The sequence below is a fragment of the Calothrix sp. PCC 7507 genome, from assembly GCF_000316575.1.
Lineage (GTDB): Bacteria > Cyanobacteriota > Cyanobacteriia > Cyanobacteriales > Nostocaceae > Fortiea.
Map to the genome: position 1 here is coordinate 5,061,282 of NC_019682.1, position 18,587 is coordinate 5,079,868.

Annotated in this window: 15 protein-coding genes, 1 pseudogene and 1 CRISPR repeat array; of the genes and pseudogenes, 13 read left to right on the plus strand and 3 right to left on the minus strand. The window is 43.1% G+C overall.

Features of this window, described 5'->3' with window-relative positions; all coding sequences use genetic code 11:
• Positions 1–36: 36 nt before the first annotated feature.
• Entirely contained in the window at positions 37–1,692 is a 1,656-nt protein-coding gene (locus CAL7507_RS21560) for an iron uptake porin (RefSeq protein ID WP_015130615.1), read from the minus strand.
• Positions 1,693–2,490: 798 nt separating this feature from the next.
• On the opposite strand from CAL7507_RS21560, the gene phnC reads away from it, so the two are divergent.
• The 3 genes from phnC (at position 2,491) to phnE (ending at position 5,701) form a co-directional block, all read left to right on the plus strand.
• On the plus strand, positions 2,491–3,288 hold the full coding sequence (gene phnC / locus CAL7507_RS21565) for a phosphonate ABC transporter ATP-binding protein (RefSeq protein WP_015130616.1): 798 nt from the start codon (positions 2,491–2,493) through the stop codon (positions 3,286–3,288).
• 62 nt (positions 3,289–3,350) lie between these two features.
• Positions 3,351–4,364: a phosphonate ABC transporter substrate-binding protein gene (phnD, locus tag CAL7507_RS21570; protein WP_015130617.1), complete on the plus strand. Its 1,014-nt coding sequence runs from the start codon at positions 3,351–3,353 to the stop codon at positions 4,362–4,364.
• A 491-nt stretch (positions 4,365–4,855) separates the two neighbouring features.
• Positions 4,856–5,701, plus strand: a complete 846-nt coding sequence (gene phnE, locus CAL7507_RS21575; RefSeq protein ID WP_015130618.1) for a phosphonate ABC transporter, permease protein PhnE — start codon at positions 4,856–4,858, stop codon at positions 5,699–5,701.
• Positions 5,702–5,797: 96 nt separating this feature from the next.
• Here phnE and CAL7507_RS32435 read toward each other — a convergent pair whose 3' ends face one another.
• Positions 5,798–5,938 (minus strand): hypothetical protein, encoded by a 141-nt coding sequence (locus CAL7507_RS32435; protein WP_160166347.1) that lies wholly within the window; start codon positions 5,936–5,938, stop codon positions 5,798–5,800.
• Between the two features lie 201 nt (positions 5,939–6,139).
• Positions 6,140–9,517: direct repeats of the CRISPR family, unit length 37 nt; unit sequence GTTCCAATTAACTTAAATCCCTATCAGGGATTGAAAC.
• Positions 9,518–9,577: 60 nt separating this feature from the next.
• Positions 9,578–10,243, minus strand: a pseudogene (gene phnF, locus CAL7507_RS30220) (phosphonate metabolism transcriptional regulator PhnF); the annotation flags it as partial.
• A 147-nt stretch (positions 10,244–10,390) separates the two neighbouring features.
• On the opposite strand from phnF, the gene phnG reads away from it, so the two are divergent.
• From phnG to phnL, 10 genes are all read left to right on the plus strand, one after another.
• Positions 10,391–10,849, plus strand: coding sequence for a phosphonate C-P lyase system protein PhnG (gene phnG / locus CAL7507_RS21590; RefSeq protein WP_015130620.1), 459 nt, complete (start codon positions 10,391–10,393; stop codon positions 10,847–10,849).
• Positions 10,850–10,921: 72 nt separating this feature from the next.
• Entirely contained in the window at positions 10,922–11,521 is a 600-nt protein-coding gene (phnH, locus tag CAL7507_RS21595) for a phosphonate C-P lyase system protein PhnH (RefSeq protein ID WP_015130621.1), read from the plus strand.
• Complete coding sequence (locus CAL7507_RS21600; protein WP_015130622.1) at positions 11,511–11,972, plus strand: GNAT family N-acetyltransferase; 462 nt, start codon at positions 11,511–11,513, stop codon at positions 11,970–11,972. Before phnH ends, CAL7507_RS21600 begins: the two co-directional genes overlap by 11 nt.
• 61 nt (positions 11,973–12,033) lie before the next feature.
• The gene (locus CAL7507_RS21605; RefSeq protein WP_015130623.1) at positions 12,034–13,212 is read left to right on the plus strand and encodes a carbon-phosphorus lyase complex subunit PhnI; all 1,179 of its coding nucleotides are present in this window, start codon (positions 12,034–12,036) and stop codon (positions 13,210–13,212) included.
• A 68-nt stretch (positions 13,213–13,280) separates the two neighbouring features.
• Entirely contained in the window at positions 13,281–13,706 is a 426-nt protein-coding gene (locus CAL7507_RS21610; RefSeq protein WP_015130624.1) for a fosfomycin resistance glutathione transferase, read from the plus strand.
• 185 nt (positions 13,707–13,891) lie between these two features.
• Positions 13,892–15,088 carry an alpha-D-ribose 1-methylphosphonate 5-triphosphate diphosphatase gene (locus CAL7507_RS21615; protein WP_015130625.1) on the plus strand — a complete coding sequence of 399 codons (1,197 nt, stop codon included), beginning with the start codon at positions 13,892–13,894 and terminating at the stop codon, positions 15,086–15,088.
• A 485-nt stretch (positions 15,089–15,573) separates the two neighbouring features.
• A complete protein-coding gene (locus CAL7507_RS21620) occupies positions 15,574–16,119 on the plus strand; it encodes a phosphonate degradation HD-domain oxygenase (protein WP_015130626.1) in 546 nt (181 codons plus the stop codon).
• Positions 16,120–16,182: 63 nt separating this feature from the next.
• Positions 16,183–17,019, plus strand: a complete 837-nt coding sequence (locus CAL7507_RS21625) for an alpha-D-ribose 1-methylphosphonate 5-phosphate C-P-lyase PhnJ (RefSeq protein ID WP_015130627.1) — start codon at positions 16,183–16,185, stop codon at positions 17,017–17,019.
• A gap of 41 nt (positions 17,020–17,060) precedes the next feature.
• The gene (gene phnK, locus CAL7507_RS21630) at positions 17,061–17,834 is read left to right on the plus strand and encodes a phosphonate C-P lyase system protein PhnK (protein WP_015130628.1); all 774 of its coding nucleotides are present in this window, start codon (positions 17,061–17,063) and stop codon (positions 17,832–17,834) included.
• A 56-nt stretch (positions 17,835–17,890) separates the two neighbouring features.
• Positions 17,891–18,574, plus strand: coding sequence for a phosphonate C-P lyase system protein PhnL (phnL, locus tag CAL7507_RS21635; RefSeq protein ID WP_015130629.1), 684 nt, complete (start codon positions 17,891–17,893; stop codon positions 18,572–18,574).
• Positions 18,575–18,587: the final 13 nt, after the last annotated feature.

Sequence of the window (18,587 nt, forward strand, 5' to 3'; positions counted from 1 at the left end):
TGTTCAGGTTCTGGGAAATTGCCAAGTTGAGTTGATTTAGAAGGTGAAGGTAGTCCGAACCACACCTACATAGCTGGTGGGGTTGCTGCTGTTACCTTCTGGATCAAAGATGGTGATGAAACCAGGAGTAACGGCAATGTTGTCATTCAACTTATATTTGTAGAAAGCCTCTAAGTGGTAGGAGACATTACTATCTGTACGGCGATTTGTACCACTCACATATTGGTTGGAAGCTGCATATGGTGGCGCACCAAATACAATACCAGCAAAGTTACCTTCCCCACCAAAGTCTGGGAAACCTAACTGTACAGCCCAGTTCCAAATTTCTGCTGTGTTTCCTTTAGTAGCACCACTAATTGTGTTTTCAGCCGTTGCTTCGGTATATCCACCCCAAGCAGCAATGGTGAACTGAGGACTAAACCGATAAGTTCCCGCCACACTGTAGCTATTGCTAGAAGTGCGCGCACCGTTGAATGGATCGTTGGCAAAAGTGGTGCCGGTACTACCCGAAACTGCAACTCCACTACCACCAGTAACAGCACCACCGCTGTAATAGGAATTGGCGTAAGTAAAACCTATACCTAATTGTGGTGTTGGCTGAAAGTTGATCTGACCGAGTGCTGTATAGCTACCGTTGAAAAGCCCTCTGTTATTAGCAGGGTCATTGGCGTTGTTGTCTGGTACGATGTAGCCAGCAGATAGGGTGATTGCATCGTTGAGCTTGTGATTAACAATTACACCCGCACCTGAGTCAACGGAGCGATATATGGTGTTATAACGTCCAAAACGAGACAGGGCACCCGAACCACTGGAATCGAAACCACGATTAAAGTTAGGCAACTCATCAATGAATTCCATCCCGTATGCCCCTATGTTCACCAGTGTTGAGTCGCCGAGAGGTAAACGATAGGTAATTACTGAGGCGCTGACATTATTAGTGCTATCCCCATCAAACCCTAAACGAGTCTGGTTGGTGCCAGTAACAGCTGCATTGAATGAGGTGATGTTTCTGGCTTGCAGTCTGACTCTTAAACGGTCTTTACCAGTGAAGCTAGAGTCTAAGTTAAGACGGACGCGATCGGCAAAGATAAAATTATCGTTGAGGTTGGTTCTAGCAGCATTCGACCTCACTTGATCTGAGTTTAGCGCTCTAGTATCACCAAAAACACCAGCCAATGCGAAGATTACTTCACCCCGCAGTTTGGTAGTTGTCGAGAATTGCTGTGCCTCAAGAGTGGCGGTACGCGCTTCTAAAGCATCAACTTGACCCCTTATACTTTGCAGTTCTGCTGCATATTCTTCTTGCAACTTTTGCAGTGTGGCGAGGTCTTCTTTAGTTACTAGCTCAGTTGTCGCAGCCGCTATTAGTTGATTAACTTGATCTAGACAAGCATTCAAACCAGCCGCAAACTCGTAGCGAGTTAAGGCACGATTACCTAAAAAGGTTTTATTAGGATAGCCCGCAATACAGCCGTATCTTTCAACTAGAGATTGCAGCGCTTGGAAAGCCCAGTCTGTAGGCCTAACATCAGAAAGCTGTGAGACTGAGGTCAATTGTGCCAAAGACGTAGAGTCATTAGTAGGGGCTGACGGTTCGGGTGTTTCGGCTGATGCGATCGGCACTGCAAATATCATTAACGCACCCAGCACTGCCGGACTGAATAGTAAAGAATTTAACCAAAACTTCTGCATAGATTATGTCCTCACACCAGGAAAAAATTATTGGCGAACCGATGTTTACTCAGCACAAAAAGTCAAGTTTTGAACAGATGAAAATCCACTGATATAGGAATCCTATTTGATTTTTGAACTACACATATTAGGGTGGGCGTTGCCCACGAAAATCTGAATATGGTGGGCATTGCCCACCCTACTAAACTGAATTGAAAGTTCTGAGTAAAAAATGCTAGTCCTCAGTCCCTCTTTTATGTGTTCTGATGTACGCAGTTCATGATGACTACTTAAGATTTTTCACCAATCATTTAGGATTCCTATAGCAGCACTATATGTGTTGTGTTTAGCTAGTGGATTCAACTTTCAGCCTAACAACTTAATGTGAGTTATTAGTTAGATAACGAATTGCAAAAAAATTGCTGAATTCGAGTTTAACAGTAGCATACCAGAACTCTTTGCTACATACAAAACATTACAGATAAAACCAAAAATAATTAATTTCTTTACCTAGTCTTAAATTAAAGCCTATCTTTATCTTAAAGTCTCTCTGAGTTTTTAAATTGCTCCAACACATATTCTCAGTCGCTTTGTATTTACACAAAAATCCTGACTATTTATATCATGATTTAACTTTTACTTAATCATTTTTTAACCAAATAGTATATTCACCATTATCAAGGCTTGGTAATACCTATACTCAAGAATGTACTGATTCAAAAAGTGTATTCAGGTAGATAAATTGGAAATTAGCCTAAGCTTAGTCACTTCTTAACCAAGAAATTTTACAGTTATCCCCAGACATTAAAATGTCAAAAAATGAGAAACATCATAGCTATAGAAGTTAGTAACTTATCGAAAAAATTTAAAGGTAAGCCAGCACTAGATAACTTATCCTGCACAATCAGGGAAGGTGAAATGGTTGCTCTTGTTGGTGCATCTGGCTCAGGTAAGTCTACATTATTACGACATATGAATGGTTTGCAGAATGGAGATAGTGGAACGGTTTTCATTTTTGGAACTCCTCTGCAAACTAACGGTCAATTACATTCTAAAATCAGGTCATTGCGAAGTCAGATAGGCTGCATTTTTCAGCAGTTCAATTTAGTGAAGCGGCTGACAGTGCTGGAAAACGTTCTTGTCGGTAACTTAGCAAGATTATCTTTTGCTCGTTCGGCTTTTCATTTATTTACTCAAGAAGAAAAAACTCAAGCCCTATCAGCATTAGAAAGAGTAGGTATTCTCGAACATGCGTATAAACGGGCATCTATGCTATCTGGTGGACAACAGCAACGAGTAGCGATCGCTCGTTGTCTAGTTCAAAGAGCCAAAATCATTTTGGCAGATGAACCCATCGCCTCCCTCGATCCAGAATCAGCCCGCAAAGTCATGGAATTGCTGGTGGAACTAAATCGAGAAAGCAGGATCACCGTAGTTACTTCCTTACATCAAATTCAGATGGTGCGTCGCTACTTCAACCGGGCGATCGCTCTCAGAGACGGAGAAGTCTTGTTTGATGGCGCCACCACAGAACTAGGCGATCGCAAGCTCAATGAACTTTATGGTACAGCAGCAGAAGAACTCGTCATGCGAGGACACGGTGAACTAATGGTGTAATCTCCACTGTTGGGAACTGGGGATTGGGGACTGACAAATGACAAATAACAAAGGAATTAACAATGAAAAGGCGATCGTTTATTCAACAAACTTCTTTATTTGGTGCTTCTTTAGCAAGCGTCAAACTGCTTTCTAGCTTCGACACTGACTCGATAGCATCTGCACAAACAACTTCACCCATCAAAGAAATTAACTTTGGCATCATTTCTACAGAATCTCAAGCCAATCAAAAGCCTTTGTGGGAACCTTTCATCGCCGCCTTATCAAAGTCAATTGGGATTCCCGTCAAAGCCTTCTACGCCACTCAATATGCAGGCGTCATCGAAGGAATGCGTTTTGGTCGAGTACAATTGGCTTGGTATGGTGGTAAATCTTATATTGAGGCTGCCAGAATTGCCAACGCTGAAGCATTTGCTCAGACAGTAGGTTTAGATGGCAAAAGAGGCTACTATTCTCATTTGATTGCTAACAAAGACAACCCAATTGTCGCCGCAGCGAAAAAGCAAGGTGGCGACAAATATGTAATTCAAAACGCCAGTAAACTTACCTTCGCTTTCAACGAACCTAACTCAACTTCTGGATTCTTAGTACCAAGCTACTATGTCTTTGCAAAAAACAAAATTGACCCAAAGAAAGCCTTTAAACGGTTAATTTTTGCTGGAAATCATGAAGCAACTGCCCTAGCAGTAGCCAATAAACAAGTAGATATTGCTACCAATAACAACGAATCTTTAGAACGCCTAGAAAAAACAAATCCTGAAGGTCGGAAAAAGATTGAAATCATCTGGACATCGCCGATAATTCCTAGCGACCCTATTGCCTACCGTAAAGACTTACCAGAAGATGTGAAAAAGAAAATTCGCAACTTCTTCTTTGGTTTTAAAGATAAAAAAATTCTTGAGCCATTACAATGGTCAGCTTTAGTTCCAGCTAGTGATAAAACTTGGAACCCAATTCGAGAATTAGATATTGCCAAGCAAGTTTTAGAGTTGCAATCCAAAGAGGCTTTAAATGATGCAGACAAAAAGAAATTACAGGAATTGACTAGCCAGTTGAAAACACTCCAAGGACGTTAATAAAGCAGCGAAATGAGGGCGAACGGTTGTCATTGGTGTCAAATTAACGTGAAACCCTTGTCAAAACGTGGATTTTTAATTAACTCACTTACCATCACTCTTCGCGTCACCCCACCCCGGTTTTGCTGACGCAAAACCTCCCCTCCCCTTAGAAGGCTACGGTGTATACACAAGTCGGCAGACCTCTCCCCAAACCCCTCTCCGACGCGGAGAGGGGCTTTAAAGATTGGCTCCCCTTCCCTCGTAGGGAAGGGGCTGGGGGTTAGGTCTGAGAGCGCTTTGAGCAAAATAAGTCACTTGTGTATACACCGTAGCTTTATAAGGGGGGATTAAGGGGGGTAAAACCCGGATCTCAAAGTAACTCCGATTTGTGTGTACACCGTAGCCTTAGCAAGGGGAGGGGACAGAGGGGTGGGTTAAAACGTATATCGGGTAAGCGTTTAAGCTTAAGTTGACACCAATGAACTGTTGTTCGCCCCTACGTGTAAAAAATGATGAGAAATATTAAAAATTACCTAAGACAAAATAATGTGGTTTCTACTGCATCTCCTGCGGTGCAGATCATGTTAGAGAAAGAAGCGAAACTTGTAAGTGCAAGCCGGATTTTTTTCTTGATAGCTGTTATCGCCATCTTGATTTTTTCTTATAAACAAAGTGAACTAGATTTTATTTTATTGTCCCAGCGTGGCGGCAGTATGGCGGAATATATCCGTTCATACTTTCCCCCAAATTTTAGTGATTGGCAATATTATCTGACGGAAACTATTATTACTATCTCGATGGGAATTTGGGGGACTTTAATGGCAGCGATCGCCGCCGTTCCTTTATCTATTCTGGCATCAAGTAATATTTGTCCGGTCTGGATTGTGCAGCCAACACGCCGCATCTTGGATGCTATGCGTGCCATTAACGAACTGGTTTTTGCACTCATCTTTGTCGTAGCCGTCGGTTTGGGTCCCTTTGCTGGCGTGTTGGCTCTATTTGTGCATACGGCTGGAGTCCTGGGGAAACTTTTCTCAGAAGCAGTAGAGGCAATTGATCCAGGTCCCGTAGAGGGAATTCGCGCCACTGGTGCTAATCAAATTCAAGAAGTTATATATGGAGTGTTTCCCCAAGTCATGCCTTTATGGACTTCTTTTATTCTCTATCGATTTGAGTCCAATGTTCGCTCGGCTTCTGTGTTAGGAATTGTGGGTGCTGGTGGGATTGGGGTATCTCTGTATCAGAGTTTTGGTGCTTTTGAATATCAAAAAGTCTGTGCAATTCTGATTATTTTAATTGTCGCTACTGGTACGATTGATTTCCTCTCTTCCAAGGTGAGAGGATGGCTAGTTTAAATCTAGTAGAGCATGACAAATCAAAACTTCACCAACAATGTTCCTACAACCCAATATGGTTCAGTTAAGGATTTTTGGTATTGATTTTTAGGTATGCTAAACTTCCTCTAAGCTTGCTGTCAAGGCAACATTGAGCGCATGGCTGGCGAAATGCCAATCGCTACCACTGTCTTTTTTGATTAAAAATGGTGTCAACCAGTAGGTGTTTTTTAGCAAGGATAAAATTTTTTGCCTCAAAACCTTATCCCCACTAGCTTTGAACTCGATTCCACCATGCAAGAGGTTGACACCAAATCTAAAACCCTTATCACAATTGGTTTTCAGCGAATTTACCGTTCCTTCACCTTGACAACCCAATACCTAAAAAGCTATCTTGTCTCTAGGTTGACACTATTGAACCTTGAAAACCAAATACATCAAGCCTTCTGGACGCAGGCGGTTCCAATTAACTTAAATCCCTATCAGGGATTGAAACTTCTTATCAAGATGCCGCGATCGCGGCATTAAGTTCCAATTAACTTAAATCCCTATCAGGGATTGAAACAAGGTAGATTAGCGGAGTTTACCAAAGATATTAAGTTCCAATTAACTTAAATCCCTATCAGGGATTGAAACTCAAAAAAAGGAATCACGATGAAAATTTTAATTTACTCTATGGTTCCAATTAACTTAAATCCCTATCAGGGATTGAAACATCAGTATCGTTACTATCATAATGGGTCGGATCAGTTCCAATTAACTTAAATCCCTATCAGGGATTGAAACGCCCGTAAACACCTTATCTTCAATATCTAAAAACCTTGTTCCAATTAACTTAAATCCCTATCAGGGATTGAAACGAAAGTGTATTCCATAACTGGATTTGTTGATCGAGTTCCAATTAACTTAAATCCCTATCAGGGATTGAAACTTGCTGACTTTGAGATCATAGAATAGCGTGTCCTTGTTCCAATTAACTTAAATCCCTATCAGGGATTGAAACTCTTTTTCTCTTTGAATTTCTTCAATTAACTCTTTAGTTCCAATTAACTTAAATCCCTATCAGGGATTGAAACTGAAAAGTAGTATAGGCATAAGCAATGCTATGGCGTTCCAATTAACTTAAATCCCTATCAGGGATTGAAACCAGAATTCCAAGCCAAGAAAAAAAAGTCAATCCTGTTCCAATTAACTTAAATCCCTATCAGGGATTGAAACAATCCTAGTGCCGGATTGTATTCCCCAGACAGCGGCAGGTTCCAATTAACTTAAATCCCTATCAGGGATTGAAACGCGTGGTGGACTCCCAGTGGAATACCTGGAAGACATGATTCGTTCCAATTAACTTAAATCCCTATCAGGGATTGAAACTCTTGGCAGAAAAAATAGAAATTTTAAACTGCTGAGTTCCAATTAACTTAAATCCCTATCAGGGATTGAAACCGGTGGTGGCGGTGGAATGCGACCCGAAAAAACTCGTTCCAATTAACTTAAATCCCTATCAGGGATTGAAACTCCAATGTATGCCAACAAAATCACTAACGAAGGTTCCAATTAACTTAAATCCCTATCAGGGATTGAAACTAGAAAATAAAAAGAACCTTCGTCTATAGTACTTCGTTCCAATTAACTTAAATCCCTATCAGGGATTGAAACGTAGTAACTGATAAGCAGCCAGGAGGTATATTGAGTGTTCCAATTAACTTAAATCCCTATCAGGGATTGAAACATCCACAGCAGGTATATCTTAATCCCACCTCAGGTTCCAATTAACTTAAATCCCTATCAGGGATTGAAACAGAGCCGTTGGTTGAGGTGTAACTACCACTGCTTGGTTCCAATTAACTTAAATCCCTATCAGGGATTGAAACCCTGCTCTATTTGCGGGTAAAAAAGATGGTGAAGGAGCAAAGTTCCAATTAACTTAAATCCCTATCAGGGATTGAAACAGAAACTTTATCTTCACCAGATAAAAAATAAACATGTTCCAATTAACTTAAATCCCTATCAGGGATTGAAACCACGTATTCATACCCATGTTGGGTGATGTTTCCCAAGTTCCAATTAACTTAAATCCCTATCAGGGATTGAAACACACTCGTTCCTGCGGATATTACTGGATTAATCACGTTCCAATTAACTTAAATCCCTATCAGGGATTGAAACCTTTGAAGCCAACGACCGTGACGACTTCACCACCGGTTCCAATTAACTTAAATCCCTATCAGGGATTGAAACGGTGGTTGACAGTGGCTCGTTGTTTTCTGTCCCAATGTTCCAATTAACTTAAATCCCTATCAGGGATTGAAACACTTCTCTTTCATCTCGGCCACCTAGCGCTTTCCGGTTCCAATTAACTTAAATCCCTATCAGGGATTGAAACTTTCGGCATAAGAGGTAATGGCTCTGTCACGCTCGGTTCCAATTAACTTAAATCCCTATCAGGGATTGAAACATCCTTATCGGATATATAATCTTCAGGATTTATAGTTCCAATTAACTTAAATCCCTATCAGGGATTGAAACATCTATCAGGATATTTTTTACTTCTTCAACACTGTTCCAATTAACTTAAATCCCTATCAGGGATTGAAACGAAATAGGTTTGCTTCCCCCAGAACTTTACTCAGGTTCCAATTAACTTAAATCCCTATCAGGGATTGAAACTTCCTTATGGATTTGGTAAGCCTTTTGCTTTCCCGTTCCAATTAACTTAAATCCCTATCAGGGATTGAAACATACTTTGCCTTGATACTTTCGCCGTCGCTCCAAACTCGTTCCAATTAACTTAAATCCCTATCAGGGATTGAAACTAGGCGATACCTTGAGCGATCCTAGGGCTTGGGGGTATATTGAGTTCCAATTAACTTAAATCCCTATCAGGGATTGAAACAACACAGCAACTAGACGAGCAAACAGCATCCCTAGTTCCAATTAACTTAAATCCCTATCAGGGATTGAAACTGGAGAAATAGGCTTGACAGACTGAGACGGCACCTGTTCCAATTAACTTAAATCCCTATCAGGGATTGAAACATGGCGTTTATCGTCGGTTCAGGAGAATATTTTTAGTTCCAATTAACTTAAATCCCTATCAGGGATTGAAACTTTGTAGCGCTGGCATTCATCGACTACGAGCATGGTTCCAATTAACTTAAATCCCTATCAGGGATTGAAACTCCGTACTCATAATCATCTCGGAAAATTTCCCGTTGTTCCAATTAACTTAAATCCCTATCAGGGATTGAAACAAAAAATCTTAGAGAAACTAGGCATCCTCGACTTAGGTTCCAATTAACTTAAATCCCTATCAGGGATTGAAACCCATCTGATTTAATCCCAGCAAGCTAGCTATCCGATTGGTTCCAATTAACTTAAATCCCTATCAGGGATTGAAACTAGCTACGGGCGTGAAGAAGAACCGCAGATTAATTGTTCCAATTAACTTAAATCCCTATCAGGGATTGAAACTTATTGGGATTCTCACGTTTTTGAATAAAAAAAGTAGTTCCAATTAACTTAAATCCCTATCAGGGATTGAAACAGCAGCCATAGTGTTCCATTACGACAATTCCTAGAAGGGTTCCAATTAACTTAAATCCCTATCAGGGATTGAAACTGAGCCAGTGCCGGGGTATTGATTGTTCCTGATGGTTCCAATTAACTTAAATCCCTATCAGGGATTGAAACTCAAAGTTGGGTTTTTCGCTGTAATCCCATCTCTCAAAGTTCCAATTAACTTAAATCCCTATCAGGGATTGAAACGCCGGAAACGCCATCAACAATATCAGTGGGGCTGCGTTCCAATTAACTTAAATCCCTATCAGGGATTGAAACATTTTCAAAAAATAATTCCATACGATCGCCCCGGAGTCGAGTCACGCCATATTCAATGACATTACCTATTTGATCGACGTTTACCGACTCTGCTAACAGGATGGGTTGATTAAGTGACAGTTGCAACCACTGGGCATCTTGAGGCTGAACTAGACGTGCAGAAACACAAGTACTGCGGCGGATATGATCGCATCCATATATTTGCTGTAAAAACTGTGATATCGATTGCTGTTCTCGCAAAATCTTGATGTTCTTTGGCTCTAAAAAATCTGGAAACAGTTTTAAGGGAAAATATCCTGTACCCACACTAATTGGTTCTTCGTCTGCTAACCCCAGACGCTCAATTAAAGCTACCGGTTCACCAAGATTAATCTCTAGTGCTTTAGCAACAGCGGTGTCTGCAGGCACTTCTAAGACGCGGAGTAGTTGAAACCTTGCTCGCCAACCCTGTGCTTTTAGCGTCTGATTGTAGCGCACCCGGTTCCCAATGGCATAGCGGATAGTTTTAGCTGCAACAAAAGTCCCACGCCCCCGATCAACTCGTAACAATCCCTCAGTTTTTAGCAGTGCGATCGCCTGTCTGAGGGTATGGCGATTGACTGTAAACTGTTCTGCTAACTTCGTTTCTGTCGGCAACTGTTCTCCAACTTGATACACTCCCTGATGGATGTTTTGTCGCAACTGGGCAGCAATCTGAGCATAAATCGGCATCACTTCCTGGTTCATAAATTAATTATCAATATTTGGATTGTCAACTTAACAGAATTGAGTTATTCTATTTTCATCTAGATGTCTAGACAAGTTTAAGAACAGTTTAAAAAAATTTCAGGGAATGGGCAATAGGTACTGCTTATTTCTTCCCAGTCCTAACCTATGGATACCGTGAAGCAACGACAAGCATGGATGGCAACATTAGCTAAAGCTGATATTCAGCTATTAGATCAGCTAGTCAACAAATTAGTTAACTTACCCAGATATAGCTTTTTGCGTTCCCCAGAAATTGGTTTAGCAATGGTGCGGGGACGCGCTGGGGGTACTGGACAGCCATTTAACTTAGGAGAAATAACAATGACTCGCTGCGTAGTGCAGCTAGAGAGTCAACCAGGATCTGAGACAATTGCAGGCTTTGGGTATGTCGCCGGGCGATCGCACCGTCATGCCGAACTAGCAGCCCTTTGTGATGCACTATTGCAAACTGCAGACTGGCACAATCAAATTCAAACCGCAGTTATTCAACCCCTGCAAATAAAAAGCCAGCAGCAACAAGAACTCAAACAACGCCAAGCCGCCGCCACCAAGGTGAACTTCTTCACGATGGTGAGGGGGGAGTGAAGGGGGCAAGGGAGAAATAACTAATGCTCCTTGACTCCTGACTCCTGACTCTTGACAAATAACCAATGACAAATGACAAATCTAACGCATCTACCAGGCTTTCAAGATCCGGTTCACGATGCCCAAGAGACGTTTCGGGGGCTACTGGATGCTAATGCTCGACCGGGAATAGCTTACTCAATAACGGCTAAGATAACAGCGCCTCCGGGCTTAACACCTGCTTGTGCGGCGGCTTGCTTAAGCCTATTAGATTTAGATGTTGTGGTGTGGCTGCAACCGAATTTTGCGCCGGAAATCAAGGCTTGGTTGGTGTTTCATACTGGCTGTGGCTTGACACAGCAACCACAAGAGGCTGACTTTGCCTTAATTCAAGATTTAGCAACATCGTCAGAATTATCTAGTTTTAGTTGGGGTACAGCAGAACAACCCGAAACCTCAACAACACTGTTGGTACAGGTGGAAAGTTTTCAAGGTGGACAATCTGTGATACTAACAGGCCCAGGAATTTTAGACAAACGGGCTATTTCTCCCACACTCCCCGCCAATTTTTGGGATTTCTGGGCGCAGAACCATCAAGCCTATCCACAAGGTTTGGATGTCTTACTTTTTACAGAGAATGCCGTAATGGGACTACCACGGACAGCTAAATCGGAGATATGTGATGACTGTTGATATCCGCATCGCTAGCCGTGAGGATTTGCCTTTACTGATTCAGCTATATGCCGAAATGGATGGTGAGTCGCCCTTGCAAAGTGAGCAAGCAGCAGATATTTTTACAGAAATCACCAAGATTTCCAACTACCACATTTATCTGGCATTTCAAAATCAGGAACCTGTAGGTACTTTTAGCTTGCTTTATGCTCCCACCATGATGCATCGGGGGTATCACAAATTTGCTGTATTAGATTCAGTCACCGTCACGCCTCAAGTGCGGGGACAAGGGATTGGGACTCAAATGGTGAAAGCAGCGCTGCAACTCAGTGCTGAGGCGGGGTGTTATAAAGTCATGCTGTCTTCTAATATCAGGCGTGAAAAAGCGCATCAATTTTATCAATCGTTGGGGTTTGAGCAGCATGGCTGGAGTTTTAAGTGTGTATTAAATCAGTTAACAGTTAACAGTTAACAGTTAACAGTTAACAATCAACAGTTAACAGTAAGTGATTTTTAAGAAGAGAGAGGAATTTATGCCGTATGTTGCAGTTAAAGGTGGGGAGGAGGCGATTCAGAATGCAGAAGCGCTACTACAAAGTAGACGGCGGGGTGATCCTGAGATACCGGAACTGCAACTAGAGCAGATTGAACAACAGTTAACTTTAGCTGTAGAGCGAGTGATGTGTGAGGGTAGTCTTTACGATCGCCAATTAGCAGCTTTGGCGATTAAACAATCTTGGGGTGATTTAGTAGAAGCGATTTTCTTGTTACGAGCTTACCGCACAACACTACCCCGCTTTTACTACAGCCAACCACTGGATACAAGCAACATGCAGATTCAGCGGCGGATTTCTGCAATCTTTAAAGATGTGCCAGGAGGGCAACGTTTAGGCCCGACTTTTGACTATATCCACCGCCTACTAGATTTTAAGCTGATAGCAGAGGGTGAAGTTCCCACCGCCCCAGAAGCGGAGGCGATTACCGAACCCGTTCCCCGCGTGATTGACACACTTGATCGTGAAGGATTGATGCAGGGGGAGGGGCAGGGGGCAGGGGGCAGGGAGCAGGGGGAGAGGGGGGAGCAAGTGAACAATAATTCTTCCCCATCCTCCCCACCGCCTTTTGATCTGACTCGCCAACCCTTAACCTTCCCGGCGGGAAGGGATGCGAGACTGCAGAATTTAGCTCGTGCAGATGAGGGGTTTTTGCTATCTCTGGCTTATTCCACTCAACGCGGCTATGGCAGAAATCATCCTTTTGCGGGAGAGATTCGCATGGGGGAGGTGGAGGTGGTGATTTTTCCAGAAGAATTGGGATTTGAAGTAGCGATCGCAGATATTACCGTGACTGAGGTGCAAATGGTTAATCAGTTTCAGGGTAGCAAAGAATTACCTGCCCAGTTCACCCGTGGTTATGGACTCACCTTTGGGCACAACGAACGCAAAGCTATGTCAATGGCGCTAATAGATCGGGCAATGCGTGCTGAGGAATTGGGGGAAGCTATTGAAAGTCCGGCGCAAAATGTGGAGTTTGTGCTTTCCCATGCCGATAATGTGGAAGCTCAAGGCTTTGTGCAACATCTTAAACTCCCCCATTACATTGACTTTCAAGCTGAGTTGAATTTAGTTAGAAAAATTCGACAGAAAAGTCAAGAATTAATTGGGCGACTAGAAGTCACGGCTACACAGACAAAACCCACCTCCGTGGGTTAAAACCCTAGATTAGACTTAGTTTGTGTAGTAGTGAGTTACATTCGCTTAATACTATTAGAAATAGCAAAATGATTACGGGAATTAACCATATTACTTTGTCGGTTTCTGACTTGGAGAAATCTTTTGAGTTCTACACTAAGGTGCTTGGTTGTCAAGCGATCGCTAAATGGAAAAGAGGGGCTTATTTACTAGCGGCTGACTTGTGGCTATGTCTATCTCTGGATGAATACACACGCCAAAGTCCGGCTGATGAGTATACTCATATTGCTTTTAGTGTTCCTGAAGAAGGTTTTTTAGAATATAGCGATCGCCTGATTGCTTTAGGCGTTAAACAGTGGAAACAAAACACAAGTGAAGGCGATTCACTATACATTCTTGACCCAGATCACCATAAGCTTGAATTACATATAGGTAGCTTAACTTCGAGAATTGCTGCGACTAGAAAAAATCCTTATGAAGGTATGGAGTTTTTTATCTTTGATGGTTCGTTTTAAATTTACATAGGATTCGTACTTGATTTTTGAAATATGTGTAGGGTGGGCAATGCCCACCAAAACCCGGATATGGTGGCAATGCCCACCCTACAGATACTTTTGGCATGGCTGAAAAGATTTAATTATCTCACGCAGAGGCGCAGAGAGAAGGAGAAGAATTTATGGTTATACCAAGAGGTAAATAAGTGACACCACAGACAACTATTCAATCAACACTAACAAAAGCCAAGATTGCTGTTCAGGGTGTGGATGTATTAACGCCGGATGGTTGGGTTAAGGATGCGACGGTTTTAATTGCAGATGGGAAATTTATTAGTATTGATCAAAAAAATAGTCCGAATGGATTTGATTTGGTGAATGCTCAAGGACTGCAAATGTTGGCGGGAATTATTGATTTACATGGTGATGCTTTTGAGAGGATGATTTGCCCTCGTCCGGGAGTTAATTTTCCTTTAAAAATAGCGATCGCAGAAAATGACCGTAATTTGTTGGCTGCTGGAATTACAACTTTTTTCTGTTCAATTACAGATTCTTATGAACCGGGTTTGCGGAGTCGAGATTCGGCTCGGGCGTTAATTGAGTTTATTTTGGGAGATGGCAAACATGTTTTAAATTGTAATCATCAAATTCATATTAGGCATGAAGAAGCCAATACCGCAGGACATGAGGAGTTGTGTGATTTGATGATATCAGGTCGCGTGCAAATTTTATCCATCAACGATCACCTTCCGCCGCCGGGAAATCAACAACGATTGAGCAGATATCTCAACAGTGTGAGGCAAAGATCATCAATGTCTGTTGAAGAAATTGCCGAATTACTCACACAAGTGGGGGAACGGCGACATGAAGGACATCAACAAATAGAAGAACTAGTGAAAATCGCCCATACTCATCATATTCCCCTGGCTTCCCATGATGATGATACCCCTGAAAAAGTGGCGTTGAGTCAACAGCGTGGAGTAGCGATCGCCGAATTTCCTGCTGATTTAGCTTTAGCTGCACAGTCTCGCGCCTATGGTGCTGCAGTCCTCATGGGTGCGCCTAATTTAGTGCGTGGCGGCTCCCACTTGGGTTTGATGAGTGTCGCTGAGGCGGTGAAACATGATGTTTTAGATTGCCTTTGCTCAGATTATCACTATCCTTCTTTATTTTATGCACCCTTTAAGCTCCAGGAGTTAGGCTTAATGGATTTTGCACAAGCATGGGCGTTAGTTTCCAGCCATCCAGCAGCAGCGGCGGGGATTAGCGATAGTAAAGGGAAAATCGCTCCCGGATTAGATGCCGATTTTTTATTGATATCTCCTAATAATCCTTTACCTAGTGCGATCGCTTCTGTTTATATCACGGGACAAGAAGTCGCCCACTACTCTGTCAAAGGATAAAAAGTCAAAAGCCAAGGAGCTATGGAGGGCACAGCAGTGTTCATTAGTGTCAACTTAACGTGAAACCCTTGTCAAAACGTGATTTTTAATTAGCTCACTTACCATCACTCTCCGCGTCACCCCACCCCGGCTTTGCTGACGCAAAACCTCCCCTCCCGTTGCCAAGGGGAGGGGATTGAGGGGTGGGGTAAACGTATATCGGGTAGGCGTTGTAGCTCAATTTGACACGTATGAGCAGTGCTGTGCCCCTACGCACAAATGTGGTTTTTCAAATCATCCATATTTGTATTTTGTGTCAATGCATAAGTCTTATACCAATTCTGTATGAAGATGCACACAATAATACCCCCCTGTAGTCCCCCCTTGGCAAGGGGGGACGGCGATAGCCGGGGGGTGAATTATATGCAGCTTCACAAAAAAACGGTATTAGATTTGTACCAATACAACTTTCCCATGCCCAATGCCCCATTCCCAATGCCCAACTTATGAAACCCACCCTAGAAAATATTATTTACCTATTCAACGAAAAAGGTTCTCAGTTATACGGTGCTGAAGCCGTCAGCCAACTAGAACATGCGCTGCAATGTGCCACATTAGCGGAAGCAGCAGAAAAAAGCCACGAATTAATTACTTCTTGTTTGCTACATGATCTAGGGCATCTCATCCATAATCTAGGAGAAAATGTTGCCGCTAGAGGAATCGACGATCGCCATGAACATCGAGCTATACCCATACTAAGCCAATTATTTAGCCCCGCAGTTACAGAACCAATTCGGCTACATGTTGCCGCCAAACGCTATCTCTGCTCAGTAGATCCCACGTATTGGGAAAGCCTCTCACCTGGCTCTAAAAGAAGCCTAGAACTGCAAGGCGGCAGATTTTCCCCTGAAGAGGCAAATACTTTCATCAATCAACCCCATGCCCAAAATGCTGTGCAGTTAAGGATTTATGACGACTTAGCAAAAGTAGCAAACCTCTCAACACCCGACTTGAACCACTTCACCCAGTTCTTAACCACCACCTTAAAATAACCGCCACACTCCGCGCACCTTTGCGCCTCCCTCAGCGTACCTCTGCGTTAAAAAAACTCCCTCATGTCCTCACCTCAAACCGGCTTCAACTTCGCCTACTTAGATGAGCAAACCAAACGCTCAATTCGTCGCGCCATACTCAAAGCTGTGGCGATTCCCGGACATCAGATTCCCTTTTCTTCTAGAGAAATGCCCATGTCTTACGGCTGGGGAACTGGCGGGATTCAGGTGACAGCTGCCGTAATTGGTCAAACTGATGTGTTAAAAGTAATTGATCAAGGTGCAGACGACACCACAAACGCCGTCAACATTCGCCGCTTCTTCAAAAAAGTTTGTGGCGTAGAGACAACAGAACAAACAACAGCAGCCACCTTAATTCAAACTCGCCACCGCATCCCCGAAACACCACTAAAAGACGGACAGATTTTAGTTTACCAAGTACCCATTCCTGAACCTCTGCGGTGGTTGGAACCCTCGGCTGTTGAGACGGGCAAAATGCACGCCCTCGAAGAATACGGGCCGATGTACGTCAAGCTTTACGAAGATGTCACCAGACACGGACACATTGCCACAGCTTACGACTACCCAGTCATGGTACACGATCGCTATTTAATGAGTCCCAGTCCCATACCGCGCTTTGATAATCCCAAAATGCAGATGAGTCCTGCACTGCAGTTATTTGGCGCTGGACGAGAAAAGCGGATATATGCCATTCCCCCCTACACCAAAGTCAAAAGCCTTGACTTTGAAGATCATCCCTTCACCGTCGAACGCTGGGATAAAGCCTGCCAGTTGTGCGGTTCCACAGAAAGCTACCTCGATGAAGTCGTCATTGATGATCAAGGCGGGCGGATGTGGATTTGCTCAGATACAGATTATTGCAATAAACGTAGGGAATGATGACGGTTGACTGTTGACCAATGACCAATGCCAAATGCCAAATGACAAAACCAATTTTACAAGTTCACGAATTAAGTAAATCTTACGGTGCAATTAAAGCGTGCGATCGCATTTCCTTTGACCTTTATCCTGGACAAGTTCTGGGTATTGTTGGGGAATCAGGCTCAGGTAAGTCTACTTTGCTGAGTGCGATCGCTAATAACCTCTCGATTGATCAAGGTAATGTTACTTATCTTAGCCGTAGCGGTGAACACTTAAATGTTACCCAACTTCCAGAACACAAACGGCGGCGGTTAATGCGAACTGAGTGGGGCTTTGTCCAACAAAACCCCCGCGATGGTTTGCGAATGAAAGTGAGTGCAGGCGCAAACATAGGAGAACGCCTCTTAGATATTGGTGTGCGACATTACGGCAAAATTCGAGAACAAGCCGCGCACTGGTTACAACAAGTCGAAATTGATCCAGCAAGAATGGATGATTTGCCAGTGCATTTCTCCGGCGGAATGCAACAAAGATTACAACTAGCCCGCGTCCTAGTTACACAACCCCAGTTGATATTAATGGACGAACCAACCGGAGGACTTGATGTATCCGTACAGGCGAAGTTATTAGACTTATTGCGATCGCTCGTGCGGAATTTTCGGCTGAGTGCGATCGTCGTCACCCACGACATAGGCGTAGTCAGACTCCTCGCCCATCGCCTCATAGTCATGCAACAAGGACAAATCGTCGAAACAGGCTTAACCGATCAAGTACTCGACGATCCCCAACATCCTTACACCCAACTACTAGTCAGCGCCGCCTTAAATCAGTAAAGACGCGATTAATCACGTCTCTACTGATAACTGATAACTGTTCACTGATAACTGATATGAATACCCTCCTAAAAGTTGAAAACTTACAAAAAAGCTTCACCCTGCATCAACAAGGAGGAGTCCACTTAAAAGTACTCCAAGACATATCTCTAAGCGTCAACACAGGTGAATGCGTCGCCCTTTCCGGAACATCCGGCTCAGGTAAATCCACATTTATGCGTTGCTTATACGCCAACTACCGCGCCGATAGTGGTGCCATCTGGGTAAAGCATCAAGAAAACTGGATAGATTTGTGCCAACTTCCAGCCCATGAAATCTTAGCAGTGCGAAAAAACACCATTGGCTACGTCAGCCAGTTTCTGAGAGCAATTCCTAGAGTTCCCGCCTTAGAAGTGGCTGCAGAACCACTTTTAGAACTAGGAATCAAAACAGAAGCTGCTTTCACCACAGTCAAAAACTTATTCCATCGCCTCAACCTCCCAGAAAGACTATGGCATCTTTCCCCCACCACCTTTTCCGGAGGTGAAAAGCAACGGGTAAATATCGCCCGCGCCCTCGCCGTTAACTATCCAATTTTGCTGTTAGATGAACCCACTTCAGCCCTAGACACCACCAATCGCCAAGTAGTCATCGAACTTCTAGAAGAACTGAAAGCTAAAGGCTGCGCGCTGATTGGGATTTTTCACGACGCAGAAGTACAGTCCCAACTTTGTAACCGGGAATTAACCTTTGGTAACTGATAACTGATAACTG